Genomic DNA, 25482 nt, shown 5'->3' on the forward strand with positions numbered 1-25482 from the left:
CTGAGGTACCCTGCCGCCTCTGCGGGGGTGTTGCGGCTCTCCTCCGGTGCGCGGTCCGTCGCGGTCCCGTCGGGATCATGGCACGCCGTGGGGTCTGCCAACCGCTGCCATGGTCCGTCTTACCGGCCTCTGGCGGGTCGGCGGCCGCACGGCGCGTCCCTCGGGCGGGTGCCGCCGTCGCCGCGGGCGGGGAGCAGCCGCACGCGCGTGTGCCGCTTGCAACTCCGACCGTTCATGCGGGCGGCCCGACGTCATATGGTGGAGGATCACTCCAGGCACATAACCGCACGCCCGCTTTTGCGTGCAGGACGCCTAATCAACCTCCGGCGGGGATGTCACGGGTCCGAGAGCGGGGACCGTCACCCTGTCGTGAACGGCTGCCGACCTCGCCCGGCCTTTATGCGGCGGCCCCGTCTCTGGGGCGTCCCGGCCTCGGGGTTTCGTCCTGCTTCCTGTAGGTTAGGGATGGGATCGGTTTTCACCGCCGGCAAGACCGCAGGATGATTTTTCGCCCGATTTTTTTCACGGCATTTTAACCATACCGACCGGGTGGCCCGAAGCGGGGCAGGACCATACGAATTCAGGCCCGCGAGCCCCTGGCCGGGCTTGCCGCACGCGGAAGACGTGTGGCACAACCGGATGCGACAGGACGCCCCCGACCATCCTCCCCAGAGCATTCCGGAGATCGGCATGATCCGCGACACCGGCCTTCCCACGACCGACCACCGCCCCGCGATCCGTCCGGAAAGGCGGGTGGCACGGCTGATGGCCGCGACCGGCCTGGCTATGGTGCTGGCCGCCTGCGGCGGCGGACGTGGCGCGGAAGAGGCGGTCGCCTCGGTCCAGCCGCAGGTGGTGGCACCGCAGCCGCCAGCCCAGCCCGCCGCCCCGGTGCCGGTCTCGCTGGCCCATGCCCGCACCGTCAGCCCGGCCGACCCGGCCTTCGATGCCTGGGTTCAGGGGGTGAAGAAGGAAGCGCGTGCCCAGGGAATTTCGGAAGGCATTCTTGATGCCGCCTTCCGCGACGTCACCCCGATCCCGCGTGTGATCGAACTCGATCGCTCGCAGCCGGAATCGACCATCACCTTCGAGCAGTACATGACCCGGGTGGTGCCGCAGCGGCGCATCGATCAGGGCCGGCGCCTGCGTGGCGAGTTCCAGGCCGATCTGGCCGATGTCGAGGCGCGCTTCGGCGTGCCGTCCGAAGTGGTGGTGGCGCTCTGGGGCGTCGAGACCGATTACGGCCGGGTGACCGGCACCTATCCGGTCATCGCCTCGCTGGCAACGCTCGCCTATGAGGGGCGGCGGGCCAAGTTCTTCCGGGGCGAGTTGCTGCACGCGCTCAAGATCCTGGACGAGGGCCATATCTCGCCCGCCGAGATGCGCGGATCCTGGGCCGGCGCCATGGGCCAGAGCCAGTTCATGCCGTCGAGCTTCGTGTCCTATGCCGTCGACGGCGACGGCGACGGGCGCAAGGACATCTGGAACACCCGCAAGGACGTCTTTGCCTCGGCCGCCAATTATCTGTCGCGGCGCGGCTGGAACCCGAATTTCGGCTGGGGCGGGCCGGTGGAACTGCCCAAGGGCTTCGATCGCAGCCGCATCGGCCTCGACGGCGAAAGCCGGACGGCAGCAGCCTGGGCCGCCGCCGGCGTCACGGGCAAGGACGGGGCCGCCCTGCCGGTCACCGGCAACGTGCCGGCGAAGATCGTGCTGCCCGGCGGCCGCAACGGCCCGGCCTATCTCGCGACCGAGAATTACGAGGTGATCCTGCGCTGGAACCGCTCGCAGTACTTCGCGACCGCGGTGGGCACCCTTGCCGACCGGATTGCCGGCCGTTAACATCCGGTCCCGACAGCGTTCGAAACCGTGGCGCCGCGGCGGCTTCCCCTGACGGTCCGCCAGAGCGGCGTCTGTTGTTGACACACCGCCCATCCCCATCCCCGCACTTCTCCGGGAGACGACACGTCCATGGCTCCACCCGTCGACGGCCGCGCCGCCCGCGCTTCCCGCCGCACGCTGATGCTCACGGGCGTGGCCCTTGCCGCGCTGGCGCTGACCGCCTGCGCGGGGCGGCCGACCCAGCCGACATCGTCCGCCCCGGCCGTGGGGCAGGGCACGACGCCGTCCTCAAGCTCGGCCGCCCGGCCGAACCAGAAGATCGGCAAGCCCTATCAGGTGATGGGCCGCTGGTATTATCCGGCCGACGAGCCGGGCTACAGGGAAGAGGGCGTGGCGTCCTGGTACGGGCCGACCTTCCACGGCAAGTACACGGCCAATGGCGAGGTCTATGACCAGAACGCGCTGACCGCCGCCCATACCACCCTGCCGCTGCCCTCGATCGTGCGGGTCACCAATCTCGAAAACGGCCGGGTGCTGATCGTGCGCGTCAACGACCGCGGACCCTTCGTGGGTGACCGGGTCATCGATCTGTCCAAACGCTCGGCCCAGCTGCTGGGGGTGATCCAGAAGGGCACGGCCAGGGTGCGGCTCGAAAACGTCACCGAGGAATACGGGCTCGACTACCTGCCCGAGGCGGATGGCGTAATGCTGGCATCGCTCGGCGCCGAGGCGACCGCAACCCCGCCCGCCACCTCGCCGCGCGGGCCCGTGGTCGCCACCGCGAGCATCGTGGAAGAACAGGTCGAGGCCGTGCCGGCAGGAGAGGTCTTCGCGACCCCGGTGCCGCCGCCCGCCGGTACCCGCACGGCGCCGGGATCGGACCGCACCTATGTCCAGGTCGGCGCCTTCCGCGAGCCCGAGAACGCGCGCGCGCTGGAAAACCGGCTGCTCGACTACGGCCACACGGTGATCGCACCGGCGGATGTCGACGGCCAGCGCTTCTATCGGGTCCGGATCGGCCCGTTCAAGGCCTCACGCGACGCGGAAAAGGTGGTGGCGCGGCTGAGCCGCGACGGCTACGGTCGCGGCTCGATCGTCACGGACTGACGGCGACGGGCCTTTGTCGCCCGCCTTCGCCGGTCCATCTTCAAGTCCTGAGCAGACGAGCTATCGAAAGAGCATGACGGTGATCGCACAGAGCTTGCGCAACGGCACGACGTTCCCCCGCCGCCGGCGCGACATCCGCGGCGTCACGGCACGGATGAGCGCCGGTATCGCCCTGCTGGCGTCGGTGCTGGCTTCCGGGACGGCGCTTGCCGCCGCCCCCCATTTCGAAAGCGCCGCCAAGCAGGCCATCCTGCTCGACGACACCACCGGTGCCGTGCTCTACGCCAAGAACGCCGACGAGCGCATGGCGCCGTCGTCGATGAGCAAGCTGATGACCGCCTACATCCTGTTCGAGCGCATCAAGGAAGGCCGGGTGTCGATGGACGACGCCTTCCCGGTCAGCGAACGCGCCTGGCGGATGGGCGGCTCCAAGATGTTCGTGGAGGTGAACACCCGGGTGAAGGTTCAGGACCTGATCCAGGGCATCATCGTCCAGTCCGGCAACGACGCCTGCGTCGTGGTGGCCGAAGGCCTGGCCGGCAGCGAAGAGGCCTTCGCACGGCTGATGAACGAAAAGGCCCGCGAGTTGGGCATGACCGGCAGCCACTTCATGAATGCCTCGGGCTGGCCCGATCCCGAGCATTATATGACGGCCCGCGACCTTTCGACGCTCGCCCGGCGGATCATCGACGACTTCCCCGAGTTCTATAAATTCTATTCCGAGACCGAATACACCTATAACGGCATCAAGCAGGGCAACCGCAACCCGCTGCTTTACAAGGATATCGGCGTCGACGGCATGAAGACCGGCCACACCGAAGCCGGCGGCTACGGTCTGACCGCATCGATGAAGCAGGGCGACCGGCGGCTGATCATGGTCGTGAACGGCCTCGGCAACGTCAACGAACGCTCCAACGAGGGCGAGCGGCTGCTGTCCTGGGGCATGCGCGAATTCGAGAACCGCAAGCTGTTCTCCGCCGGCGAGGTGGTGGAGAGCGCCGAGGTCTGGCTGGGCGATCAGGGCACCGTGCCGCTGGTACCGGCGCGGGATCTGGTCGTCACCCTGCCGGTGGCCGATCGCGACAATCTGGCTGCCAAGGTGGTCTATGAGGGTCCGATCCAGGCACCGATCGCCCAGGGTCAGGAGATCGCGAAGCTGGTGGTCGACGTGCCCGGCGTCGAGCCGCTTTCGGTGCCGCTGGTTGCCGGCCAGAACGTGGCCGAGGCCGGACCGGTCGGCCGGATCCTGGCTGCCATCTCACATTTCGTTTCGGGTGCTGCCGGCAACGCCGAATCCCAGACGCAGCAGTGATGAGGCGGATCGTGACGGCGACCGGCCGCTTCATCACCCTGGAAGGCGGGGAGGGGGGTGGCAAGTCCACCCAGCTTCGCCGTCTGGCGCGGCATCTGCGCGGGCAGGGGATCGATGTGGTCGAAACCCGCGAACCGGGAGGTGCGGCCGGCGCCGAGGCGATCCGGCCGCTGCTGACCCAGGGAGATGTCGCCCGCTGGGACGTGCTGTCGGAAACCCTGCTGCTCGCCGCCGCCCGGCGCAATCATGTCGAGCAGACCATCCGCCCGGCGCTCGATGCCGGGCTCTGGGTGATTTCCGACCGCTTCATCGACAGCACCCGCGCCTATCAGGGCGGCGCCCGCGGGCTCGACCCCGCCGTCATCGCGACGCTTGAAGCCTGGGTGCTGGACGGGCTGATGCCGGATCTGACCGTGATCCTGGATCTTCCGCCCGAAACCGGCCTGGCCCGCGCCGGGCGGCGGATCGAAACCGCGGCCCCCGCGGCGCCCGGCACGGGCGAAGACCGGTTCGAGCGCATGGGGATCGATTTCCATCAGGCGCTGCGACAGGCCTTTCTGGCCATCGCCGCAGCAGAGCCCGCAAGATGCGCGGTCGTGGATGCCACCGCCGATATCGACGCGGTCGAGGCAGCCATTCGCGATATTGTGACCGGTCGCCTGGCTCCTGGCCGGGATGTGCCGGCATGAGCGAGGCCATCTCGGGCCATCCGCGGTTCACACCACAGCTTGTGGGGCACGAGGCTGCGGAACGCGGCTTTCTGGAGGCCTGGAACGGCGGCCGTCTGGCCCATGCCTGGATGATCACCGGGCCGCGCGGGCTGGGCAAGGCGACGCTTGCCTATCGCATCGCCCGCTTCGTGCTGGCGACCACCGAGGATGCCGCCCGGGCCGCGACCGAGGGTGCCGGGCTGTTCGGCGGCCCGCCGCTCTTCGATCCCGCGACACCGCCTGCAAGTCTCGACATCTCCGCCGAGCATCCGGCCGCCCGGCGGATCGCGGCCGGCAGTCATCCCGACCTGCTGGTGCTGGAACGCGGGGTGGACGACCGGGGCCGCCCGCGCACCGAGATCACCGTGGGCGAGGCCCGGGAACTTCGACCGTTTCTGGGCCAGACATCGGCCGCCGGCGGCTGGCGGGTGGTGATCATCGATGCCGCCGACGAGATGAACCGCAATGCCGCCAATTCGGTGCTGAAGTTGCTGGAGGAACCGCCGGCGCAGGCGCTGATCCTGATGGTCGCCCATGCGCCCGGCCGGCTGCTGCCCACCATCCGCTCCCGCGCCCGACGGCTGGCGCTGGCGCCGCTCGACGATGCGCGGATGGAGCGCTTTCTGACGGCGCGCCTGCCGGAACTTGCGCCATCACGGCGCGCCGTCGCCCGGGCGATGGCGGAAGGCGCGCCCGGCCGCGCCTTGACGCTCGCACAGGGGCAGGGGCCCGAACTGCTGGCCGCCCTGATCGCCTGCCTCGACACCGGCCGGCCGTTGCCGGACTGGAAGGCCCTGATTGCGCTGGGGGAGGCGGTGGGCCGACCCGATGCGCTGGAGGCCTACGAGACCCTGGTCGAGGCCTGGGGCTGGTGGATGGCCCGCTGGCTGCGCGCCCATGCACGCGCGGGCGGGATCGACCGGGAGGTGATCCCCGGCGAGGCGCGCCTGGCCGCGCGTCTGGCCGGGGCGCGTCCCCTTGAACAATGGGTCGAGCTGTGGGATAGGTTGAGCGCGCGGCTCCGCCAGGCGCTCTCCGCAAATCTCGACCGCAAGCAGGTGCTGATCACCGTCGTTGCCGAGTTCGCGGCGGCGAGCGGTTGACGACGCCGTACACGATGCCGAGATGAGACCGACCCGGCCCCGCGACCCCGTGAGCGGCCGGCCCTCCCCTGTCCGGAGACGCCCGATGTCCGCGGCCGACGCCTTCTACGTCACGACGCCGATCTATTACGTCAACGACAAGCCCCATATCGGACACGCCTACACGACGATCTCGTGCGACGTGCTGGCCCGGTTCATGCGTCTGGACGGCAAGCGGGTGATGTTCCTGACCGGCACGGACGAACATGGCCAGAAGGTCGCCAAATCGGCCGAGCTGAAGGGGGTCGACCCGCAGGCTTTTACCGACGAGGTGTCTGAGCGCTTTCGCGAACTGACCGGTCTGCTGAACGTCAGCAATGACGATTTCATCCGCACCACCGAGCCCCGTCACCGCGAAGCCTGTCAGGCGCTGTGGAAGACCCTGGTCGACAAGGGCGAGATCTATCTCGGCTCCTATGCCGGCTGGTATTCGGTCCGCGACGAAGCCTTCTATCAGGAAAGCGAGCTGGTCAACGGCAAGGCCCCGACCGGCGCCGAGGTGGAATGGGTGGAGGAGCCCAGCTACTTCTTCCGGCTTTCGGCCTGGGGCGAGAAGCTGCTGGCGCATTACGAGCGCAACCCCGACGCCATTCAGCCGGTCGGCCGGCGCAACGAGGTGCTGAGCTTCATCCGCAGCGGGCTCAACGACCTGTCGGTGTCGCGGACCACCTTCTCGTGGGGCGTGCCTGTGCCGGGCGATCCGGCCCATGTGATGTATGTCTGGATCGATGCGCTCACCAACTATCTGACCGCGATCGGCTATCCCGACACCTCGGACGAGCGTTTCAAGACCTTCTGGCCGACCGTGCATCATACCGTCGGCAAGGACATCGTCCGCTTCCATGCCGTCTACTGGCCGGCCTTCCTGATGGCTGCCGGCCTGACCCCGCCGCGCCGGGTGTTCGCCCATGGCTGGTGGACGATCGAAGGCGAGAAGATGTCCAAGAGCCTGGGCAACACGGTCGATCCGCACGACCTGGTGTCGACCTATGGCCTGGACCAGACCCGCTATTTCCTGCTCCGCGAAGTGCCCTTCGGCAATGATGGCGACTTCTCGCGCCAGGCGATGATCGGGCGGATCAACAACGATCTCGCCAATGATTTCGGCAACCTGGTGCAGCGCGTGCTGTCGATGGTGACCAAGAACTGCGCGGGCAAGGTGCCGAGCCCCGGCGTCGATGCCGCCATGCTCGCCCAGGAGCCGTTGATCGCCGAGGCCCACAACCTGATCAGCCGCGTGCGCCCGCTGGTGACCGCCCAGGCCTACAACAAGGCGCTGGAAGAAATCTGGGCCACCGTCGGCGCCGCCAATCGCTATATCGATCGCGAGGCGCCGTGGACGCTGCGCAAGACCGATCCGGATGCGATGAACCGGGTGCTCTATATCCTGATGGAGACCATCCGCCATCTGGCGATCGTGGTGCAGCCCTTCCTGCCGACCTCGGCAGCGCGCATCCTGGACTTCCTGAAGGTCGATGCCGCCGATCGCAGCTTCACGGCACTGGGCACCAAGCACGCTCTGTTGCCCGGCCGCGAGATCGGGGCGCCGCAGCCGATCTTCCCGCGCATCGACACGACTGCGAAGACTGAAGGCTGACGCATCCGCGAAGAGACGCGCAGCCGACCGATCATCCGGAACGAAGACGGGTCACATGCTGGTCGACAGCCACTGCCATCTCGATTTCCCCGATTTTGCCGAGGAACTCGATGCCGTACTCGACGCGGCCCGCGCCTCGGGCGTGATCGCCTTCCAGACCATCTCCACCCGGCTTTCCACTTACGAGCGGGTGCGGGCTGTGGCGGAAGCCCATGACGATGTCTGGTGCTCCGTCGGCATTCATCCGCACGAGGCCGGCCCCGAGGGGCCGGTCGCGGCGGAGACGCTGATCGGCCTGGCCGCCCCTGATGCCAGGGTGATCGGCATCGGCGAGACCGGGCTCGACTACTATTACGGCAAGAGCCCGCGCGAGGACCAGATCCGGACCTTCGAGGCCCATTGCGAGGCCGCCCGCGCCACCGGGCTGCCGGTGATCATCCACACCCGCGATGCCGATGACGACACCATCGACGTGCTGACCCGGCAGATGGGGAAGGGGGCCTTTCCGGGCCTGATCCATTGCTTCACGGGGACCGACCGCCTGGCGGATGCGGCACTCGAGATGGGGATGTCCATCTCCATCTCGGGCATCATCACCTTCCGCAATGCCGAGGAACTGCGCCAGACCGTAAAGCGCGTGCCGCTGGACCGGCTGCTGGTCGAAACCGACGCCCCCTATCTGGCGCCGGTGCCGAAGCGCGGCAAGCGCAACGAGCCGGCCTTCGTCGCCCATACCGCCGCCTTCCTGGCCGGGCTGAAGGAGGTGACGGCGGACGAGTTAGGAACGGTCACCACCGACAATTTCTACCGCCTGTTCTCCAAGGCGATCCGTCCTGCCGCGACGGGGGCCACCGGAGCGTGATGTCGCCGATGCCCCCGCACCCTGACCCGCGCACACCGCCCGCCCCCGGGCGGATCCGCGTGGTGGTGCTGGGGTCGGGCACGTCTGCGGGCGTGCCGGTGGTGGGCTGTGGCTGTCCGGTCTGCCTGTCGTCCGATCCGCGCGACCGCCGTCGTCGTGCCTCGATCATGGTCGAGACCGCGACCACCCGGATCGTGGTCGATACCGGGCCGGATTTCCGCGACCAGATGCTGACGGAGCGGGTCGACCGGTTGGACGCGGTGCTCTACACCCATGCTCATGCCGACCATATCCACGGCATCGACGATCTGCGGCCTTTCGCCTTCCGGACCGACCGGCCGACGCCGGTCTATGGCGACGATTTCACCATCGATCGGCTGTTCGACGGCTTTCGCTACGTCTTCCCGAACCCGGCCAAACCAAACCCGCTCTATCCGCCGACGGCCGAGGCCATGCGGATCGCGCAGGATGCCGTGTTCACGGTCGGCGATATCCGCATCGAGGCCTTTCCACAAACCCATGGCCGGATCACCAGCCTCGGCTTTCGCTTCGGACCGATCGCCTATTCGACCGATGTGAATGCGCTCGACGATGCCGCCTTCGATGTACTGGCCGGCACCCGGCTGTGGATCGTCGACTGCCTGCGCGAACGGCCGCACATGACCCATTCCTGGTTGAACCAGACCCTGAGCTGGATCGACCGGGTGGCGCCCGAACGGGCATTGCTCACCCATATGAACCACGAAATGGGCCATGCGGCACTGGCAGCGAAACTGCCCGAGGGCATCGAGCCCGCCTTCGACGGCCTGGCGGTCGAGCTGGCCTATGAGACCGAAGAAGGGTGAGCAGCATTATGGATCCCCTGATCATCAAGACCATCTTCCTCGGCACGCTGCGGGACCCGATCCTCTGGATCCTGTGTGCCGTGCTGGGCTGGCAGACTGACCGGCCGCTCCACAAGCTGCTCTGGATGCTTGTCGCGGGCGGACTGTTCTTCGGCCTGTTCCGGGGGCTGGTCTATCGTTACGGCTTCGACGAGGCCCTCACCGGCGACACGTTCGGGATGGTCATCGCCTCGGCAACCCTGCTCACCATCGCCGGCGGCATGGCCGTGTTCGGGCTGCGCTCTGCCTGGCAGGCGCGAGGGAAGGCACGGGATACCGCCCTGCAGGATACGGGCCGGAAGGGCGAAAGCCGGCCGGGCGGAAGCCGGAAGGGCGGAACGAGGCCGGTCCAGACCGATGCGCCGCGCAGGCGCCGCAATGACGACCGGGCCCGCAAGCGGCGGAGCTGATCTCAGTCAGCGGTCAGCGCCGTGCGAAGCCCGGCCTCGATATAGGCATAGGCGCGCTCCCTGAAGCTCGCGCCGTCGGCACCAAGCCGCAGGAAATCCGAGATCACGACCTCGGCAAGGCCGTGAACCTGGGTCCAGACCATCAGGGCCAGAAAGCCGATCCGATCCGCCTCGCAAACTCCGGCCATCTGCGCCCGACGGCGCACTTCCGCAAGCAATGGGGCGAAGGCGGCTTCCGACGCGGCCGCAAGCGCTGCATTGGCGGGATCACGGGCCTCGCCCGAGCGGTGGATCAGCCGGAAGAGATTGGGATGCTCCACGGCGAAGCCGACATAGGCATCCAGCAGGTCGCGTAGCGATTGGGGTGCCACGGCCAGACAGCGCGCCCGGAGCAGGGCATAGCCCTCGATCATCACCGCATGCTCGAACGCACGCCGGTCGGCGAAATGGTGGTAGGGGGCCGCCTCGGACACCCCGACCACCTTGGCAAGCGGCCTCAGCCCCAGGGTCGAGGCGTCGTGGTCCTTAAGATGAACGATCGCCGCCTCGACCAGCATTCTGGGGAGGTCGCCGTGATGATATCTGGCCTTGGCCATCGGCCCTTTCCGTGACGCTGACAGCACTGCACGGCCATAGTGATCAGGGCCAGCCGATTGTTCAACGGCTTCCGCCCGCGTCTCTGGCCAGAAAGCAGAGGCAGGCGACACCGGCGAGACCGCTCATAAGGGCAGGAACGGCCAGTTCGGCCGGCCCGCCGACCGCAGGCACCAGGCCGGCCCCCAAGGCTCCACCGGTGATCTGAACAAGGCCGATCAATCCCGATGCCAGACCGGCCCGGCTGGAAAAGGCCGTCATCACCGTGCTGCCGACCACGGGCAGCACCAGACCGAGCCCCAGATCGAAGATCGCCATGGCGGCAAGCGTCGGTAGCGGAGCCACCGGAAGGGTGAGCATGGCGAGCGTACCGGCAACGGCGATGCCGGCGCCGACCCGCATCAGACCGCGCGGACGCATGCGATCTGCCAGCCGCGCGGCAAGCACGGTCCCGATGACGAACCCACCCATGGTGAGCAGCGGAAACGTGCCGACCACCGATGCGCCCAGCCCCAGGCCCTGCACGAAAATCGCAGGCGCCCCAACCAGAAAGACGAACAGCGCCGCAAGAAGCAGCGCGCTGCCGGCAAGGGCAGTACCGATGCCCGGCTCGCGCAGCATTCCGGCATAGCTGCGCGGCAGGGCAGTGATCGGCGTGGCGGCGGTGCCCGACGGCCGCGTTTCAGGCAACCGGTGCAGAAGCGGCAGCAGCAGGGCGGCATAGACGAATGCGACCAGGAAGATCGCCCGCCAGCCGACGCCATCGGTCAGAAGTCCGCCGATCAGCGGCGCCGCCACCGGAGCGACCGAGAAGACCAGGGTGATCAGAGCCATGATCCGCGTCAGCGCCGCCCCGTCATGACGGTCACGGGCGATTGCGCGGCCGACCACAAGTCCGGCACAGGCACCGACGGCCTGAAGAATGCGCGCCAGAATCAGCCAGATCGCCGAAGGTGCCGCCATCGCGATCACACAGCCGACAAGGTATGCCGCAAATCCCGGCACCAGCACCCGACGACGCCCGATGCGGTCGGAAAGCGGCCCCAGGATCGGGTTGGCGAGGGCGAAGGCGACCAGACCCGCGGTCACCGTCGCCTGAACGGTCCCAAGGCCGACCCCCAGATCATTCGCCACGGCCGGCAGGGCCGGCAGCCAGGCCGTGGCGGCAAACTCCCCAAGGCCGGCCATGCCGGCGAGAAGCAGGATCAGGCGCCGATCGGCTGCCGGCGCGGAATCGGACTGCATGGTCATGAGGCATATCCTCCAATCTTATCGTTGTTAAGATATGCGCCTGAGACGGTCGGTCGCACAAGGGGAAAGCAGGGGCGGGGGCCGGGATCTTGGCAAGGCGGTCCGCCGTTCCCATGTGAAGAGCGCCGGGGCACGCCCCCGCCGGGCGGCCGAATCCTTCGCCGCCCCTTTCGAATGGGAGACGCAGCCAGCCATGGCCCGACTGCGCCTGTTCCGCGTCGCTGCCCTGCTCGGGCGCGATGCCCTTGCCCTGGTCTCCAGCATCCGTGACCGCCGTCAGAGCTGGGCGGCCAGGGCCGCTGTGATCGGCGTGCTCGCCTATGTGGTGAGCCCGCTCGACCTCATCCCCGATGTGCTGATGATCTTCGGCATTCTGGACGATATCGCCGTGGTGAGTTTCGGCTTGCGCTGGGCCGAGCGGCGAACGCCGCCCGAGGTCCTGGACGACCATCGCGGCCGGGTGAACCGGCTGTTCGACCGCTGGTTCGGCCGGCCGTCGGAGCCGGCGCGGGAGCCCCGCTGGACCCGCAACTGACCGGGTCAAAAAAATTCCGAAAAAATACGACGGCCGGGATGAAACCCGGCCGTCGCTGCGTCTACGGGATATGGGCACGATACGCAACGGCTTCGATGTGGTTGGGGAACTGGGGGCGCTTCGGCGTTATGCCCGGGTGCTGACCCGCGACGAGGCGGATGCCGAGGATCTCGTGCACGACGCGCTGGTCCGTGCCTATGAAAAGCGGGGCAGCTTTCGCAGCGGCGGCAATCTGAAGGGCTGGCTGCTGGCGATCGTGCACAACACCTTCGTCTCCGCCCGGCGCGCGCGGCTGGCGCGTCAGACCCGCGAGGAGCGCTCGGCCGAGCTGGAACCGCTGCATGCGGAACCGGCCCAGGACGGCGCGGTCCGGCTGGACGAGGTGCGGCGGGCATTCCTGCAGCTCCCCGACGAGCAGCGCGAAGCGCTGCATCTGGTGGCGATCGAAGGGTTGTCCTACCAGGAAGCGGCGGCAGCGCTCGACGTGCCGGTCGGAACATTGATGTCGCGGATCGGCCGCGCGCGGGCCGCCCTTCGGGCGCTCGACGAGGCCGGGCCCGCAGCGGCGCGGACCGCCGGTTCCCCGCCAAAGCTCCGAATCGTTGGAGGGTCGGATGACGGCACCGACTGAGCGCCTGCCCGATTTCGATCTGCATGCCTATGTCGACGGACAGCTCGACATTGCGCGGCGGATGGAGGTTGAGGATTACCTGTCTCGTCATCCCGAGGTGGCGGCGCAGGTGATGGCCGATCTGCGCACCCGCGATGCGCTCCGGATCGCCTTCGGTGGCGCCCAGGGCCGTCCGTCGCCACGGCTCATCGATGCGGCGCGGCGTGTGGAACGCGGTCTGGCCTTTACCGGCGTGATGCGTCGGATGCAGCGGGCGGCAGCGGTGGTTGCCCTGCTGTCGATCGGCTGGGCGGCCCATGCCCAGTTCGGTGGCATCTCGACCAGCGAGGCGGCCCCCACGCCGCCGGGCTTCGTAGACGAGGCGCTGATGGCGCATCGGGTGGCGATGCTTCGTCACGGCATGGTGTCCGCGCCGACGGCGGCAGCCTTCGACGCCCAGGAAATCCGCCAGGCCACGCGCATTTCCCTGCCGGTTCTGCCGGAAGACTGGCGGGTGATCGATGTCCAGGTTTTTCCGTCCAATGACGGCCCGAGCGTTGAGATGACGATCGAGGACCGGAAACTCGGACGGATGTCGCTCTTCGCGGTCAGGGTCGACGAGTTCGACGTCTCCTGGCCGCAGGAAGTGAAGGCGGAAGACGAGGCGGCCGCCTTCTGGCAGATCGGCGATCAGGCCTATGTCCTGACCGCCTCTGTCGCGGACCCGCGCGATCTCGGCAAAGCCGCGGATCGCCTGGCCCGCAGCCTCTACTGAACGATCGAACGCAAACGCAACGGCAATGAGTTGACGAGGGCCCCCGGCGGCAATGCCGCCCGGAACGGGCCCCCAAAGGGGACCACACCAGATGAACCTGCCACCCTTCGCCCGCGAAGCGGCATACGCCCAGACGGGCGCCGCGTTTGACGAAGGCCTCCGGCGGCACATGCTCCGGGTCTACAACTACATGGCCCTGGGGCTCGTCCTCACCGGCATCGTCGCATTCGTGGTGGGCACCACGCCCGCACTTTATGTGCCGATCTTCAGCACGCCGCTCAAATGGGTGGTGATGCTGGCGCCGCTCGCCTTCGTGCTCGTGTTCTCGTTCCGCATCCACAAGATGTCGGCTGCCGGAGCACAGACCGCCTTCTGGGCCTTCTGTGCGGTCATGGGCCTGTCACTGTCGTCGATCTTCCTGGTCTTCACCGGCGCCAGCATCGCCCGGACCTTCTTCATCACGGCCGCCATGTTCGGCGCCACCAGCCTTTACGGCTACACCACCAAGCGGGACCTGTCGAAGTTCGGCTCGTTCCTGGTCATGGGCCTGATCGGCGTGATCATCGCCAGCCTGGTGAACATCTTCATCGGCTCGTCGATGCTGCAGTTCGTGGTCTCGGTGGCAGGCGTGCTGGTCTTCGTCGGCCTGACCGCCTGGGACACCCAGTCGATCAAGGAGCAGTACTCCGAGAACTGGGACCATGAATCGAGCCAGAAGCTGGCGGTGTTCGGCGCGTTCTCGCTTTACCTGAACTTCGTCAACCTCTTCCAGCTGCTGCTGAGCCTGACCGGCCAGCGCGAGGAGTGACGGCCGCCGGTGCCGGGGCAGGGGGCTTCAAGGCCTCCGCCCGGTGCCGGAGGGCAGGGGTGCCGCCAGCACCTCGCGTCCCGCGTGAAGTCCACCAGGCTGCGACTATCATCACACGTCATCCGTCATCACGGGAACAGATCACGTCATGGACGCCCAGGACCGCAAAGCCATCGACGACCTCTTTGCCAAGCTCGGCCAGGTCGAACGCAGCGCCGGTGCGCGCGATGCCGAGGCAGAGCAGTTCATCCGTCAGCGCGTCGACGCGCAGCCCGGCTCGCCCTACTACATGGCGCAGACCATCGTCATCCAGGAGCATGCGCTGAATGCGGCGCAGGCCCGTATCCAGGAGCTGGAGCAGCAGCTCGCCAGCCGGCCCGCCTCGGGCGGTGGCTTCCTCTCGGGCCTGTTCGGCGGCGGCAGCCGCCAGGCTCCGCAGCCGCAGCCCCGGCAGGCTTATACTCAGCAGGGCTATCGCCAGCAGCAGCCGGGATACGGTCAGCAGCCGGGCGGGGCCCCCTGGGGGGCGCAGCCTCAGCGTTCCGGCGGCGGGTTCCTGGCGGGTGCAGCCCAGACCGCCATGGGTGTCGCGGGCGGCGTGGTGCTCGGCAACATGATCGCCGGCATGCTCGCACCCGATGAAGCCATGGCAGCCGCAACCGAAGCCATGCCCGAAGAGCTCGATCCCGCGGCCGACATGATGGCCGACGAGGGTGGCGACTTCTTCGGCGGCGACGAGGAATTGTTCTGATTTTCCATCGGGCTGGCTGCCCCCGTTCAGCCCGATGGTTCGACGTTCGGCGAAGTCGTCCTCGAGACCCCTGGCGCTTCGCTGACACCGGCCGGCACGGCCATTTCGACCCTGCCCACGTCTCGTGCCGGTCTGCTTCCGACCCGTCCGCCCTGACGGTCGGAAGCCTTGCCCAACCGGTCCGGTTGCCCCCGGATCGGTCGCCGATGCGGAAGTGACTTGGCCGGGAAACGGTTCACCGTTTCCCGGCATTTTTTTGTCGGCTCAGGCCTCGTCGCGGGCAAAGATCATGATGCGGAACAGCTCGACGAAGCCGGCATGGGCATAGAGCGCCGTTCCGTCGACGGATGCTTCCAGACAGCAGGCGAGGGCGCCCCGCATCTCCGCCAGCTGCAGGGCGTGCGCGACCAGTCGGCTGCCATAGCCGCGCCCCTGACGGGCCGGCAGCGTGCCGACATCGTCGAGGCGCGCAATCCGGCCCGCCATGGACAGGGTCGCCGAGCAGACCGGCTCGTCCTCCACGAAGCCGGTCAGATGCACCAGACGATGTCCGGCATGCCTGGCTGCATGGTGGCGATCGCTATACTGCCGCGAAATCTCAGGCCCGCCGCCGAAAGCTTCGGCCAACGGGCGGCTCCAGACCTCAAGGTCATCGATGGCCCGGACCACAAGGTCGACGCCGACGGCGCCCGGCCGGGGTTGCCGCTTCGCCGGATCGATCGTCATCGCGGTCGTGATCCCGGACGGCGTCAGCCCGTAGCCGGCAGCCCAGGCTTCGTATGCCGACGCCCGGTCTTCGGGCAAAGCGAGCGAGAAGGGCAGGCCGGCGCCGGTCATGAAGGCAACCCCACGATCAGCCGCGGCGTCCGGCGCCTCGGCCGGCAGATGCAGGGACAGCAGGTTCAGCGCCGCCGTTTCCACGCCGGTGACATAGGCCCGGACACCTCGCCCGAAGCCCTCATGCTGGGCGCTGATGGCCGTGAAGAAATGATCCTCGGCGCGATACCAGTTGGGGATCGCTGTCCCGTGTCGGAGGTCGGTCAATGTCGATCCCTTATGGCTTACCGACCCTCGGGTCTGGCTGGCAGTGTGGCGCGGCAGAATGCATCAAGACCGGGCACCGGTCACCAAACCATATGTCAGGCCATGACAGCGTCCGCCATAATTCAGGTCTTATTTTCCATAATGTTGCTTATGCGATTCTAATGAAATTCTGGAGGGCGCGGTTTTTGGCCAAGATCCCCCGGTCGTCAAGAACCGCGCCTGAGATCAGTCCCGACCTCCGGTCAGGCAACCGCCTCCAGCCGTATCTCGCCATCGTGGAGGAAGCAGGTCCAGGTGAAGAGTTTCAGATCGATCGGATTGGGCAGCCGGACATCGGCAACCGTGGGCAATCTCTGCTCCTGCGCATCGAAGGCCCGATCGATCTGGGAGATCGTCACGATGATCGTGCCGGCCGTCCGGGCGAAGGTCTTGAGAACGTCGACCTGCCGGCCCAGTTCCGGCGTCTGGCGCCGCTGATCGAGCAGCTGGAGATAGTCGATCACCGCCAGGGTTCCATGCGGTGCATCGTGAAGCCGGTCAACGACGTGATCGGCGCAGATCTCGTCGGAGGTATCGATCACGATCCGGCCACTGGCAATGGCCTGAGCCACACCAGGCGCCATCATCCGTTCACCGACGTCCCGCTCGGTATAGTCCAGGGTGAAGAAAAAGGCCTGACGGCCCGCCACTGCAGCTTCAGCCACCATCTCAAGCGCAAGCAGCGTCTTGCCCTGGCCCGGGCGAGCGCCAAGCAGTACCAGGTCACCGGGCACCAGCCCGTTCAACACCCGGGCACCGGGGCCCGCACCTTCACGAGCAGCGGCGGCGAGATGGCTCCAGCTGCGAAAGCCTTCATCCCGGGCCACATGGTCCAGAGCCTGATGGAGCGGGTTGCCGGTGCTGCGAGACAGCAGGCGTGCATGGCGCTTCAGTCGGAAAATCGGCGCAGACAGTCTCATCGGAGAGCCCTTCTCTCTCGCGGGCAGATGTCGCAACCCCTCCTCATGCGGCCTGCCCGTGACGAGCCGGATCTCCGGTCCACGATTCGCCCTGCATGTCGGATGCTTTCCCGGTCGGAGGGAGGAGGCCCGGGCCGGGCCTGAGATCTCCAGGCTAGCGGCTGATCCGGGTGCGTACAACATAAACAAGTCAGCCTCCATGCAACGCGACAGGTGCAATCCCGACCGAATCGGTCTTATATAGACCGGACCACCCGAACCCGACCGGGAGCCCGCATTCCATGAGCCTTCTTGCCCAAACCCGGATTTCCGTGCTGGACCTGTCGCCGATCAGGGCCGGCCATCCGATTGCCCAAAGCTATGCCGACAGCCTCGCTCTGGCCCGCCATGTCGACGAGCTGGGCTATACCCGCTATTGGCTGGCGGAGCATCACAACATTCCGGGGGTCGCCAGTTCGGCCACCGCCATCCTCATCGGCCATATTGCCGGAGGCACGCGCCGGATTCGCGTCGGATCCGGCGGCATCATGCTGCCCAATCACGCCCCCTTGATCGTCGCCGAACAATTCGGAACGCTGGAGAGCCTCTATCCGGGCCGCATCGATCTGGGCCTCGGCCGGGCGCCCGGAACCGACGGCTTGACCGCACGGGCGCTGCGCCGCGACCTGACCGGCCGCCCGGAAGACTTCCCTGCCCTGCTGATGGAGCTGCGCGGCTTCCTGGCCAAGCCGGAATCTTCGTCGCCACGCCGGGTGCGGGCGATTCCGGGCGAAGGCCTGGAGGTACCGATCTGGCTGCTGGGCTCCAGCGATTTCAGCGCCCGCCTTGCCGGCAAGCTGGGCCTGCCCTTCGCCTTCGCGGGCCAGTTCGCGCCGCGCTACATGCTGGAAGCACTCGCGATCTACCGCCGGGCCTTTGAACCGTCGGAGACGCTGCAGGCCCCCTATGCGATGATCGGCACCAACGTGATTGCCGCCGAGACCGACGAAGAGGCCGACTATCTCTCGACCTCGGCGAAGCAGCACGTGCTGAACCTGATCCGCAACGACATGCAGCCGCTGGCACCGCCGGTGGACGACATGGACGCGCTCTGGTCGGTGCACGAAGCCCGGGCCGTGGAAGACTTCCTCGGCGCCTCGATCATCGGTGGCCGCGAGACCGTCCGCAAGGGGCTGGACCGGTTGATCGGGCTGACCGGCGCCAATGAGGTGATGATCAATGCGGCGATCTATGACCAGGATCTGCGTCGTCGGTCGTTCTCGATCGTCTCGGAGCTGAAGGCCGAGGCGGCGCAGGCCGCCTGACCCACGCGGCGCAGACCGCCGGACCCACCGGGCGCCCGACTTACCAGGCGCCTGCCCCATCGGGCGGCCCTGCACCCGTGCGGAAATCCACCAGATGGACCTGCGGTGGTTCATCATGGACCCGGGGCGGCGGCGGCGGTATGAAAGGGGCCCGACACGGCCGAAGCCGCCCCTCTCCATCCAGATGGAAGCCGCCCGATGACGGACGCCGCCCCTGCCCGCCCCGCCCTGCCCGACGACGCAACCGCGGACCGCCGCGACATCCGGGCCCTGCTGCGGGTGATGGCGCGGCTGCGCGACCCCGAGAGCGGCTGCCCCTGGGACGTCGCCCAGGATTTCTCGACCATTGCACCCTATACGATCGAAGAAGCCTACGAGGTTGCGGACGCCATCGATCGCGGCTCCATGGCCGATCTGGTCGACGAGTTGGGCGATCTGCTGCTCCAGGTGGTCTTTCATGCCCGCATGGCCGAAGAGGCCGGCGCCTTCGCCTTCCCCGATGTGGTGGACGCGATCGTCACCAAGATGATCCGCCGGCATCCTCATGTCTTTGCGGAGGATGCCGGCACCGACCAGGATGCCGTGCGCCGGCGCTGGGAGGATATCAAGGCGGAAGAACGCGCCGCCAAAGTCGCCCGCGCCGATGCCGCCCCGGCCACCGCCCCAAGCCTGCTGGATGATGTCGGCCGGGCGATGCCGGCGCTGATGCGCGCCGCAAAGCTCGGCAAGCGCGCCGCCCGGATCGGCTTCGACTGGCCGGATGCCCGGGGCGTGCTCGACAAGGTCGCCGAAGAGACGGCGGAGCTGCGTGAGGCGATGGATGCCGGCCATCACGATGCCGTGCGCGAAGAGGTGGGCGACCTGCTGTTCAGCGTTGCCCAGCTTGCCCGCAAGCTTCATCTCGATCCCGAAGATGCCCTGCGGCGGGCCGATGCCAAGTTCGAGCGGCGGTTTCGCGCCCTTGAAACCCGGCTCGCAGCTGAAGAAGGCACAGCTGAAGAAGGCGATGGGCCGGTCGATGCCGACCGGCTGGAAGCGCTCTGGCAGGCGGTGAAGGCTTCCGAGGCCGAAGCCGCTCTCATACCTGAAGACCTCCCCGGACCAGACAAGGAGACGACGTGATGTCCGACCGCCTGACCGTCCTCATCACCGGCGCAACCGCCGGTTTCGGCGCCGCCCTCGCCCGCGCCTATGCCGCTTCCGGCGACCGTCTGGTGCTGGTCGGGCGCCGTACCGAGCGTCTGGAAGCGCTCAAGGTCGAACTCGGCGGCGAGGTGCATGTGGTCACCCTCGACGTGCGCGACCGCAAGGCCGTGGAAGAAGCGATGGCCGCCCTGCCCGCCCCCTTCGACGCCGTCGACGTGCTGATCAACAATGCCGGCCTCGCCCTGGGCCTCAACCCCGCCCCAGCGCGGATCTCGATGACTGGGACACCATGATCGACACCAACATCAAGGGCGTGACCTATATGACCCGCGCGATGCTGCCGGGCATGGTCGCCCGCGATCGCGGTCATATCATCAATCTGGGCTCGGTTGCCGGCACCTACCCCTATCCGGGCGGCAATGTCTATGGCGGCACCAAGGCTTTCGTGCACCAGTTCTCGCTCAACCTGCGGGCCGATCTGCTGGGGGCCAATGTCCGCGTCACCAGCATCGAGCCGGGCATGGCGGATACCGAGTTCAGCACGGTGCGCTTCGGCGGCGACAAGGAACGGGCCGCGAAGGTCTATGAAGGCATGACGCCGATGAGTGCCGATGACATCGCCAACGTCATCCACTGGGTCAGCAAGACCCCCCGGCACCTCAACATCAACGTGCTGGAGCTGATGCCGGTCATGCAGGCCTTCAACGCCTTCGCGGTGAAGCGCGGCTGAAGCCGGGCCTTGCCCATCATCAGAAAGCCCGCCCCGGTCGCACCGGGGCGGGCTTTTTCTTTCCGGAATTCCAGAAGATCGGTCGATAACTCTTTGTCAGAAAAGAAGAAGGCCGCAGCCCCGTTTCCGGGACTGCGGCCTCCATCGATACATAGACCGTCGATCCGAAGATCGGGTCGGCAGGTATCGGCTGGATCAGAAGTCCATGCCGCCCATGCCACCCATACCGCCCATGCCACCGGCCGGAGCAGCGTCCTTCTTCTCGGGCTTCTCGGCGACCATGGCCTCGGTGGTGATCAGCAGGCCGACCACCGAGGCCGCATCCTGCAGCGCGCTGCGGACGACCTTCACCGGGTCGATGATGCCGGCCTTCACCAGGTCGGTATACTCGCCCTTCTGCGCGTCGAAGCCCCAGTTGCTGTCGTCGCTCTCGGCCAGCTTGCCGGCCACGACGGCACCGTCGACGCCGGCATTGTCGGCGATCTGACGGACCGGACGGGTCAGGGCGCGGCGGACGATGTCGATGCCGGTGGTCTGGTCGGCGTTGACGCCGGTCAGGCCCTCAAGCGCCTTGGTGGCGTAGAGCAGCGCAGTGCCGCCGCCCGGAACGATGCCCTCTTCGACCGCAGCGCGGGTCGCATGCAGCGCGTCGTCGACGCGATCCTTGCGCTCCTTCACCTCGGTCTCGGTGGCGCCGCCGACGCGGATCACCGCGACGCCGCCGGCCAGCTTCGCCAGACGCTCCTGCAGCTTCTCGCGGTCGTAGTCCGAGGTGGTCTCCTCGATCTGCGCCTTGATCTGCGCGACGCGGCCCTGGATCTCCTCCTTCTCGCCCGCACCGTCGACGATGGTGGTGTCGTCCTTGGTGATGCGAACGGTCTTGGCGGTGCCCAGCATGTCGACGGTAACCGTCTCCAGCTTGATGCCCAGGTCTTCAGAGATCACCTGGCCGCCGGTCAGGATCGCGATGTCCTGCAGCATGGCCTTGCGGCGATCGCCGAAGCCCGGCGCCTTCACGGCGGCGACGCGCAGGCCGCCACGCAGCTTGTTCACGACCAGGGTCGCCAGGGCCTCGCCCTCGACGTCCTCGGCAATGATCAGCAGCGGACGGTTCTGCTGCACGACGGCCTCAAGGACCGGCAGCATCGGCTGAAGGCTGGAGAGCTTCTTCTCGTAGAGAAGGATCAGCGGGCTCTCGAGCTCGGCTTCCATCTTCTCGGCATTGGTCACGAAGTACGGCGAGACATAGCCGCGGTCGAACTGCATGCCCTCGACGACATCCAGCTCGGTCAGCAGGCTCTTCGCCTCTTCGACCGTGATCACGCCTTCCTTGCCGACCTTCTGCATGGCCTCGGCGATCATCTCGCCGATCTCACGCTCGCCATTGGCCGAGATGGTGCCGACCTGGGCAATCTCGTCCGAGGTGTTGATCGGGTTGGCGCGCGACTTCAGGGTCTCGACGACCTTGGCAACGGCCTGGTCGATGCCGCGCTTCAGGTCCATCGGGTTCATGCCGGCGGCGACGGCCTTCAGGCCCTCGTTGAAGATCGCCTGGGCGAGAACGGTGGCGGTGGTGGTGCCGTCACCGGCGTTGTCGGCGGTCTTCGAGGCAACCTCGCGGACCAGCTGCGCGCCCATGTTCTCGAACTTGTCCGACAGCTCGATTTCCTTGGCGACCGAGACGCCGTCCTTGGTGATGCGCGGCGCGCCGAAGGACTTCTCGATCACGACGTTGCGGCCCTTCGGGCCCAGCGTCACCTTCACGGCATTGGCCAGGGCGTCGACACCGCGCTGAATCTTCACGCGCGCATCGTTACCAAACTTGATTTCCTTGGCAGCCATGGTTCTTCCTCAAAAGCTCTGATGTGGTCAGGGGATGGGACCCGCCTGGCGGCCATCCCGGTCCCTGGTCACGAAATTTGGTCCGGCGAAAGCGGAACCGGATGCGGGATGAAGGGGATCAGCCCTCGATCACGCCGAAGATGTCCTGCTCCTTCAGGATCAGAACGTCCTGGCCGTCGACCTTCACCTCGGTGCCCGACCACTTGCCGTAGAGGACGCGGTCGCCGACCTTCACGTCGAGCGCCACAACCTTGCCGTCCTCGCCGCGGACGCCATTGCCGACCGCAATGACTTCGCCCTGCTGCGGCTTCTCCTTGGCGGTGTCGGGGATGATGATGCCGCCGGCCGTCTTCTGCTCCTGCTCGATCGGGCGCACAACGACGCGATCATGCAGCGGACGAATCGCCATGAGTACTCTCCAGTCTGAGCGATTTCTGAGGATATGCCCGGCCCGTTCAGGCTCTCCCGGATGGGCCGGACCTGCACGGGCTGTTTAGCACTCCTCAGGTAAGAGTGCTAGCAAATCGTTCAAGGGCCGCCGGCCCAAAAAAATCACGTCGGCGACACAGGCGCCGAGAGATGCGGCCAGCGGGCGTGGAACCGGCTCAGATCCTGGGGCTTCAGGCGGACGGCGACATGGGCCACGGCCTCATCATCCGCACGTTCCGCGACTTCACCGTGCTCATAGAGCCAGGCCAGGGCCTGGCCGTCGGCATGCGGCACGTCGAAATGGGCAAGCTCGTCCCCGATCGCGAGCCGGGCATCGATCGCGGCGAACAACCGGTCGAGCCCTTCGCCGGAGAGGGCTGAGCCCGCAACCGCATCTTCGGCGCGCGCCGCCTCGTTCAGCACCCGCTCCCGCGCCTCGCCTTCCAGCATGTCGAGCTTGTTGCGGAATTCGAGCACGTCGTCGGCCAGGCGATGGCCCATGCCCAGCTCGCCCAGCACATGGAGCACGTCGCGCCGCTGGGCGCCGGTGTCCGGGTCTGCGATGTCGCGGACATGGATGATCAGCGCCGCCTCGCGCACCTCTTCAAGCGTCGCCCGGAAGGCGGCGATGAGGCCGGTCGGCAGTTCGGAGACGAAGCCCACGGTGTCGGACAGGATCACCCGCCGGCCCGAGGGCAGGTCGAGCGCGCGCATGGTCGGGTCCAGCGTCGCGAACAGCATATCCTTGGCCATCACCGATGCGCCGGTGACCCGATTGAACAGCGTCGACTTGCCGGCATTGGTGTAGCCGACCAGGGCCACCACCGGATAGGGGACTTCACGGCGCTTCTTGCGGTGCAGTTCCCGGGTGCGGACGACCTCGGCAAGCTGAAGCTTCAGCCTGGCCATCTTGTCGTCGATGATCCGGCGGTCGGTCTCGATCTGGGTTTCGCCAGGGCCGGCCAGGAAGCCGCGGCCGCCGCGCTGGCGCTCCAGATGGGTCCAGCTGCGCACCAGACGGCTGCGCTGATAGCCGAGCCGGGCAAGCTCGACCTGCAACCGCCCTTCCCGGGTGCGGGCACGGTCGGCGAAAATCTCCAGAATCAGCCAGATCCGGTCGATGACCTTGACGTTCCAGGCCTTCTCCAGATTGCGCTGCTGGATGGGCGTCAGCGGCCGGTTCATCACCACCAGATCGACCGGTGCGGCTTCGAGCTTCGCCTTGATCTCGTCGACCTTGCCCGACCCCAGCAGGGTGGAAGGCCGCATGCGCGCAACCGGCACAACCAGCCCCTCGGCGACGTCGAGGCCGAGCGCGCCGGTCAGCGCCATCCCCTCGTCCAGCCGCGCACGCATGCTGCGCACCGCTTCGGGATCGTCCTCGACCGGGGCCGGCGCACCGCGCCGCTGCTCCTTGACGTCGGGCTGCAGAACCAGGGCCCGGGCCGGCAGATCGCCGTCGGGCCGGATGATGATCTTATCGTCGGACAAACCGCTCCTTCATGCGCCGGGCGCAAAGGACAGGAAAGGTTGCGACATCATGTCGCCAGCGGTCGCCACCCCGCCCCCAAAGGCGATGACAGGCCGCACGCGACCCCGCGGCGGCCTGGTCAGAAACCCTGCCGGACAGGGGACCCGCGCGGGCAGAGCACGTGTTCCCCGTCCGTCTCGACCATCAATGGTCGCCGTGATCCTTGTCGCGATCGCCCTGAGCCTGGGCATCGAACAGCTGGACCGGCACCGTCGGCATGACGGTCGAGATAGCATGCTTGTACACGAGCTGACTGTGCCCGTCCCTCCGCAGCAGCACGGAGAAGTTGTCGAACCAGGTCACGACACCTTGAAGCTTGACACCGTTGACCAGGAACACGGTCACCGGAGTCTTGTTCTTCCGGATGTAGTTCAGGAACACATCCTGAAGGTTCTGGTTCTTTTCAGACGCCATGAGAGGCACCCCTTCTTGTTATCATGCGGCGATGTTGGTCTGTCTCCCGGCCGCCGCGACCGCTTTTCGGGTCTTAGCCGGGATCTTTGTCGAGCCGGTTGCCGGGCGTCCCCCGCCCGGGTACCGCGTGCCATCACACGCCGGCCCGGAGCCGTACCATATCGGACCGCCCGATCAGGTAAGACCCATCGCCGAAGTTACAAGGTCGTGCAGGTGGCGGCAATCGACAACCCGGAGATCTGCGCGTGTAAGCACCCCTTCATCAAGACTCGTGCCGTCGTGGACCAGAAGGATGCCGGTGCAGCCCGCGGCCCGGGCACAGTCCATGTCGACCAGGGCATCGCCGACAAACCAGACATTCGGGCCGGCCTCGCGGCCGACGGTGGCCAGCGCCTCTATGACCGGCGCCGCATCGGGCTTGTCGCGGGCGGCATCGCCGGCCCCCAGCAGGGCGCCGAAGCGTTCCCCCCACCCCAGATGGGCAACCTCGGCCCGCAGGAACGGCCCCTGCTTGTTGCTGACCACACCGAGCGGAATCCCCTGCCCCGCCAGCAGGTCGAGCAGATCGGCAGCCCCCTCCATGGCGACCACGGTCTCGAGGTGCCGCGCGGCATAGGCTGCCTTGAAACGCAGCGCCGCCTCCTGCCAGCGATCCCCGAAAATCTCGGGGAAAGTGTCGCGCATCGAGCGGCGGATGCGCAGCCGCCCCTCTTCCGGCGTCAGCGCCGGCGGCTTGCCATAGGCGATCATGACGTCGTTATAGGCGGCGAGGATCGCTCCCCAGGCATCGACCAGGGTGTGGTCCCAGTCGAACAGCACGGCGTCGGGACGGCCGAGCCGCGCAAAGGCAGCCGCATCGTCAAGCCCGCGCTCGGGCATGGTCAGGGTCATGG

The 25482-nt window shown here is 67.4% G+C and carries 25 protein-coding genes and 1 pseudogene; 17 read left to right on the forward strand and 9 right to left on the reverse strand.

Translation table 11 applies throughout. The features are described from left to right. The first annotated feature begins 690 nt into the window (after positions 1 to 690). From TMO_RS08420 to TMO_RS08460, 9 genes are all read left to right on the forward strand, one after another. Positions 691 to 1842, forward strand: a complete 1152-nt coding sequence (locus TMO_RS08420; RefSeq protein WP_014745191.1) for a lytic transglycosylase domain-containing protein — start codon at positions 691 to 693, stop codon at positions 1840 to 1842. Between the two features lie 129 nt (positions 1843 to 1971). Continuing rightward, entirely contained in the window at positions 1972 to 2949 is a 978-nt protein-coding gene (locus TMO_RS08425) for a septal ring lytic transglycosylase RlpA family protein (protein WP_014745192.1), read from the forward strand. A gap of 73 nt (positions 2950 to 3022) precedes the next feature. Next, positions 3023 to 4261: a D-alanyl-D-alanine carboxypeptidase family protein gene (locus TMO_RS08430; RefSeq protein WP_014745193.1), complete on the forward strand. Its 1239-nt coding sequence runs from the start codon at positions 3023 to 3025 to the stop codon at positions 4259 to 4261. Positions 4262 to 4272: 11 nt separating this feature from the next. Further along, positions 4273 to 4950 carry a dTMP kinase gene (tmk, locus tag TMO_RS08435; protein WP_014745194.1) on the forward strand — a complete coding sequence of 226 codons (678 nt, stop codon included), beginning with the start codon at positions 4273 to 4275 and terminating at the stop codon, positions 4948 to 4950. Further along, complete coding sequence (locus tag TMO_RS08440) at positions 4947 to 6074, forward strand: DNA polymerase III subunit delta' (RefSeq protein ID WP_014745195.1); 1128 nt, start codon at positions 4947 to 4949, stop codon at positions 6072 to 6074. Before tmk ends, TMO_RS08440 begins: the two co-directional genes overlap by 4 nt. 85 nt (positions 6075 to 6159) lie before the next feature. Then, positions 6160 to 7710 (forward strand): methionine--tRNA ligase, encoded by a 1551-nt coding sequence (gene metG, locus TMO_RS08445; protein ID WP_014745196.1) that lies wholly within the window; start codon positions 6160 to 6162, stop codon positions 7708 to 7710. Positions 7711 to 7765: 55 nt separating this feature from the next. Next, entirely contained in the window at positions 7766 to 8572 is an 807-nt protein-coding gene (locus TMO_RS08450; protein ID WP_014745197.1) for a TatD family hydrolase, read from the forward strand. An 8-nt stretch (positions 8573 to 8580) separates the two neighbouring features. Then, positions 8581 to 9417 (forward strand): MBL fold metallo-hydrolase, encoded by an 837-nt coding sequence (locus TMO_RS08455; RefSeq protein WP_228382284.1) that lies wholly within the window; start codon positions 8581 to 8583, stop codon positions 9415 to 9417. An 8-nt stretch (positions 9418 to 9425) separates the two neighbouring features. Further along, the gene (locus TMO_RS08460) at positions 9426 to 9866 is read left to right on the forward strand and encodes a hypothetical protein (protein WP_014745199.1); all 441 of its coding nucleotides are present in this window, start codon (positions 9426 to 9428) and stop codon (positions 9864 to 9866) included. Positions 9867 to 9868: 2 nt separating this feature from the next. Here the strand turns inward: TMO_RS08460 and TMO_RS08465 are convergent, their stop codons facing one another. Both TMO_RS08465 and TMO_RS08470 read right to left on the reverse strand, forming a co-directional pair. Then, a complete protein-coding gene (locus TMO_RS08465) occupies positions 9869 to 10462 on the reverse strand; it encodes a TetR/AcrR family transcriptional regulator (RefSeq protein ID WP_014745200.1) in 594 nt (197 codons plus the stop codon). A 61-nt stretch (positions 10463 to 10523) separates the two neighbouring features. Next, entirely contained in the window at positions 10524 to 11711 is a 1188-nt protein-coding gene (locus TMO_RS08470; protein ID WP_014745201.1) for an MFS transporter, read from the reverse strand. Positions 11712 to 11904: 193 nt separating this feature from the next. Here TMO_RS08470 and TMO_RS29245 point away from each other — a divergent pair, with 193 nt between their 5' ends. The 5 genes from TMO_RS29245 (at position 11905) to TMO_RS08495 (ending at position 15190) form a co-directional block, all read left to right on the forward strand. Further along, a complete protein-coding gene (locus tag TMO_RS29245; protein WP_014745202.1) occupies positions 11905 to 12246 on the forward strand; it encodes a YkvA family protein in 342 nt (113 codons plus the stop codon). 70 nt (positions 12247 to 12316) lie between these two features. Further along, positions 12317 to 12877, forward strand: coding sequence for a sigma-70 family RNA polymerase sigma factor (locus tag TMO_RS08480; RefSeq protein ID WP_014745203.1), 561 nt, complete (start codon positions 12317 to 12319; stop codon positions 12875 to 12877). Beyond that, a complete protein-coding gene (locus tag TMO_RS08485) occupies positions 12861 to 13631 on the forward strand; it encodes an anti-sigma factor family protein (RefSeq protein WP_014745204.1) in 771 nt (256 codons plus the stop codon). The genes TMO_RS08480 and TMO_RS08485 overlap by 17 nt, the downstream gene beginning before the upstream one ends. 91 nt (positions 13632 to 13722) lie before the next feature. After that, complete coding sequence (locus TMO_RS08490; protein ID WP_014745205.1) at positions 13723 to 14439, forward strand: Bax inhibitor-1/YccA family protein; 717 nt, start codon at positions 13723 to 13725, stop codon at positions 14437 to 14439. Positions 14440 to 14587: 148 nt separating this feature from the next. Then, complete coding sequence (locus TMO_RS08495) at positions 14588 to 15190, forward strand: DUF2076 domain-containing protein (RefSeq protein WP_014745206.1); 603 nt, start codon at positions 14588 to 14590, stop codon at positions 15188 to 15190. A gap of 264 nt (positions 15191 to 15454) precedes the next feature. Here the strand turns inward: TMO_RS08495 and TMO_RS08500 are convergent, their stop codons facing one another. After that, on the reverse strand, positions 15455 to 16234 hold the full coding sequence (locus tag TMO_RS08500) for a GNAT family N-acetyltransferase (RefSeq protein ID WP_014745207.1): 780 nt from the start codon (positions 16232 to 16234) through the stop codon (positions 15455 to 15457). Between the two features lie 242 nt (positions 16235 to 16476). Then, on the reverse strand, positions 16477 to 17193 hold the full coding sequence (locus TMO_RS08505; protein WP_014745208.1) for a DNA helicase: 717 nt from the start codon (positions 17191 to 17193) through the stop codon (positions 16477 to 16479). A gap of 281 nt (positions 17194 to 17474) precedes the next feature. Between TMO_RS08505 and TMO_RS08510 the strand changes: the two genes are divergently transcribed. The 3 genes and pseudogenes from TMO_RS08510 (at position 17475) to TMO_RS08520 (ending at position 20373) form a co-directional block, all read left to right on the forward strand. Next, positions 17475 to 18497, forward strand: a complete 1023-nt coding sequence (locus tag TMO_RS08510; protein WP_014745209.1) for an LLM class flavin-dependent oxidoreductase — start codon at positions 17475 to 17477, stop codon at positions 18495 to 18497. A gap of 198 nt (positions 18498 to 18695) precedes the next feature. Continuing rightward, entirely contained in the window at positions 18696 to 19619 is a 924-nt protein-coding gene (gene mazG, locus TMO_RS08515) for a nucleoside triphosphate pyrophosphohydrolase (protein WP_014745210.1), read from the forward strand. Continuing rightward, a pseudogene (locus tag TMO_RS08520) lies at positions 19619 to 20373 on the forward strand (SDR family NAD(P)-dependent oxidoreductase). The gene mazG and the pseudogene TMO_RS08520 overlap by 1 nt, the downstream one beginning before the upstream one ends. Before the next feature lie 195 nt (positions 20374 to 20568). On the opposite strand, the gene groL reads toward TMO_RS08520, so the two are convergent. From groL to TMO_RS08545, 5 genes are all read right to left on the reverse strand, one after another. Continuing rightward, positions 20569 to 22215 carry a chaperonin GroEL gene (groL, locus tag TMO_RS08525; protein WP_014745213.1) on the reverse strand — a complete coding sequence of 549 codons (1647 nt, stop codon included), beginning with the start codon at positions 22213 to 22215 and terminating at the stop codon, positions 20569 to 20571. A gap of 118 nt (positions 22216 to 22333) precedes the next feature. Then, positions 22334 to 22624: a co-chaperone GroES gene (gene groES / locus TMO_RS08530; RefSeq protein WP_014745214.1), complete on the reverse strand. Its 291-nt coding sequence runs from the start codon at positions 22622 to 22624 to the stop codon at positions 22334 to 22336. Between the two features lie 143 nt (positions 22625 to 22767). Next, positions 22768 to 24135, reverse strand: coding sequence for a GTPase HflX (hflX, locus tag TMO_RS08535; RefSeq protein WP_014745215.1), 1368 nt, complete (start codon positions 24133 to 24135; stop codon positions 22768 to 22770). A gap of 184 nt (positions 24136 to 24319) precedes the next feature. Further along, the gene (gene hfq, locus TMO_RS08540) at positions 24320 to 24589 is read right to left on the reverse strand and encodes an RNA chaperone Hfq (RefSeq protein WP_041604880.1); all 270 of its coding nucleotides are present in this window, start codon (positions 24587 to 24589) and stop codon (positions 24320 to 24322) included. A gap of 174 nt (positions 24590 to 24763) precedes the next feature. Beyond that, positions 24764 to 25480 (reverse strand): HAD family hydrolase, encoded by a 717-nt coding sequence (locus TMO_RS08545; protein ID WP_014745217.1) that lies wholly within the window; start codon positions 25478 to 25480, stop codon positions 24764 to 24766. Positions 25481 to 25482: the final 2 nt, after the last annotated feature.

The sequence above is a fragment of the Tistrella mobilis KA081020-065 genome (assembly GCF_000264455.2).
Lineage (GTDB): Bacteria > Pseudomonadota > Alphaproteobacteria > Tistrellales > Tistrellaceae > Tistrella > Tistrella mobilis.

Excerpts from the sequence above, each read along its gene's own strand:
- TMO_RS08420 (WP_014745191.1), top strand. The coding sequence starts at position 691 with ATGATCCGCGACACCGGCCTTCCCACGACCGACCACCGCCCCGCGATC.
- TMO_RS08425 (WP_014745192.1), top strand. The coding sequence starts at position 1,972 with ATGGCTCCACCCGTCGACGGCCGCGCCGCCCGCGCTTCCCGCCGCACG.
- TMO_RS08430 (WP_014745193.1), top strand. The coding sequence starts at position 3,023 with ATGACGGTGATCGCACAGAGCTTGCGCAACGGCACGACGTTCCCCCGC.
- TMO_RS08440 (WP_014745195.1), top strand. The coding sequence starts at position 4,947 with ATGAGCGAGGCCATCTCGGGCCATCCGCGGTTCACACCACAGCTTGTG.
- metG (WP_014745196.1), top strand. The coding sequence starts at position 6,160 with ATGTCCGCGGCCGACGCCTTCTACGTCACGACGCCGATCTATTACGTC.
- TMO_RS08450 (WP_014745197.1), top strand. The coding sequence starts at position 7,766 with ATGCTGGTCGACAGCCACTGCCATCTCGATTTCCCCGATTTTGCCGAG.
- TMO_RS08455 (WP_228382284.1), top strand. The coding sequence starts at position 8,581 with ATGCCCCCGCACCCTGACCCGCGCACACCGCCCGCCCCCGGGCGGATC.
- TMO_RS08460 (WP_014745199.1), top strand. The coding sequence starts at position 9,426 with ATGGATCCCCTGATCATCAAGACCATCTTCCTCGGCACGCTGCGGGAC.
- TMO_RS08465 (WP_014745200.1), bottom strand. The coding sequence starts at position 10,462 with ATGGCCAAGGCCAGATATCATCACGGCGACCTCCCCAGAATGCTGGTC.
- TMO_RS08470 (WP_014745201.1), bottom strand. The coding sequence starts at position 11,711 with ATGACCATGCAGTCCGATTCCGCGCCGGCAGCCGATCGGCGCCTGATC.
- TMO_RS29245 (WP_014745202.1), top strand. The coding sequence starts at position 11,905 with ATGGCCCGACTGCGCCTGTTCCGCGTCGCTGCCCTGCTCGGGCGCGAT.
- TMO_RS08480 (WP_014745203.1), top strand. The coding sequence starts at position 12,317 with ATGGGCACGATACGCAACGGCTTCGATGTGGTTGGGGAACTGGGGGCG.
- TMO_RS08485 (WP_014745204.1), top strand. The coding sequence starts at position 12,861 with ATGACGGCACCGACTGAGCGCCTGCCCGATTTCGATCTGCATGCCTAT.
- TMO_RS08490 (WP_014745205.1), top strand. The coding sequence starts at position 13,723 with ATGAACCTGCCACCCTTCGCCCGCGAAGCGGCATACGCCCAGACGGGC.
- TMO_RS08495 (WP_014745206.1), top strand. The coding sequence starts at position 14,588 with ATGGACGCCCAGGACCGCAAAGCCATCGACGACCTCTTTGCCAAGCTC.
- TMO_RS08505 (WP_014745208.1), bottom strand. The coding sequence starts at position 17,193 with ATGAGACTGTCTGCGCCGATTTTCCGACTGAAGCGCCATGCACGCCTG.
- TMO_RS08510 (WP_014745209.1), top strand. The coding sequence starts at position 17,475 with ATGAGCCTTCTTGCCCAAACCCGGATTTCCGTGCTGGACCTGTCGCCG.
- mazG (WP_014745210.1), top strand. The coding sequence starts at position 18,696 with ATGACGGACGCCGCCCCTGCCCGCCCCGCCCTGCCCGACGACGCAACC.
- groL (WP_014745213.1), bottom strand. The coding sequence starts at position 22,215 with ATGGCTGCCAAGGAAATCAAGTTTGGTAACGATGCGCGCGTGAAGATT.
- groES (WP_014745214.1), bottom strand. The coding sequence starts at position 22,624 with ATGGCGATTCGTCCGCTGCATGATCGCGTCGTTGTGCGCCCGATCGAG.
- hfq (WP_041604880.1), bottom strand. The coding sequence starts at position 24,589 with ATGGCGTCTGAAAAGAACCAGAACCTTCAGGATGTGTTCCTGAACTAC.
- TMO_RS08545 (WP_014745217.1), bottom strand. The coding sequence starts at position 25,480 with ATGACCCTGACCATGCCCGAGCGCGGGCTTGACGATGCGGCTGCCTTT.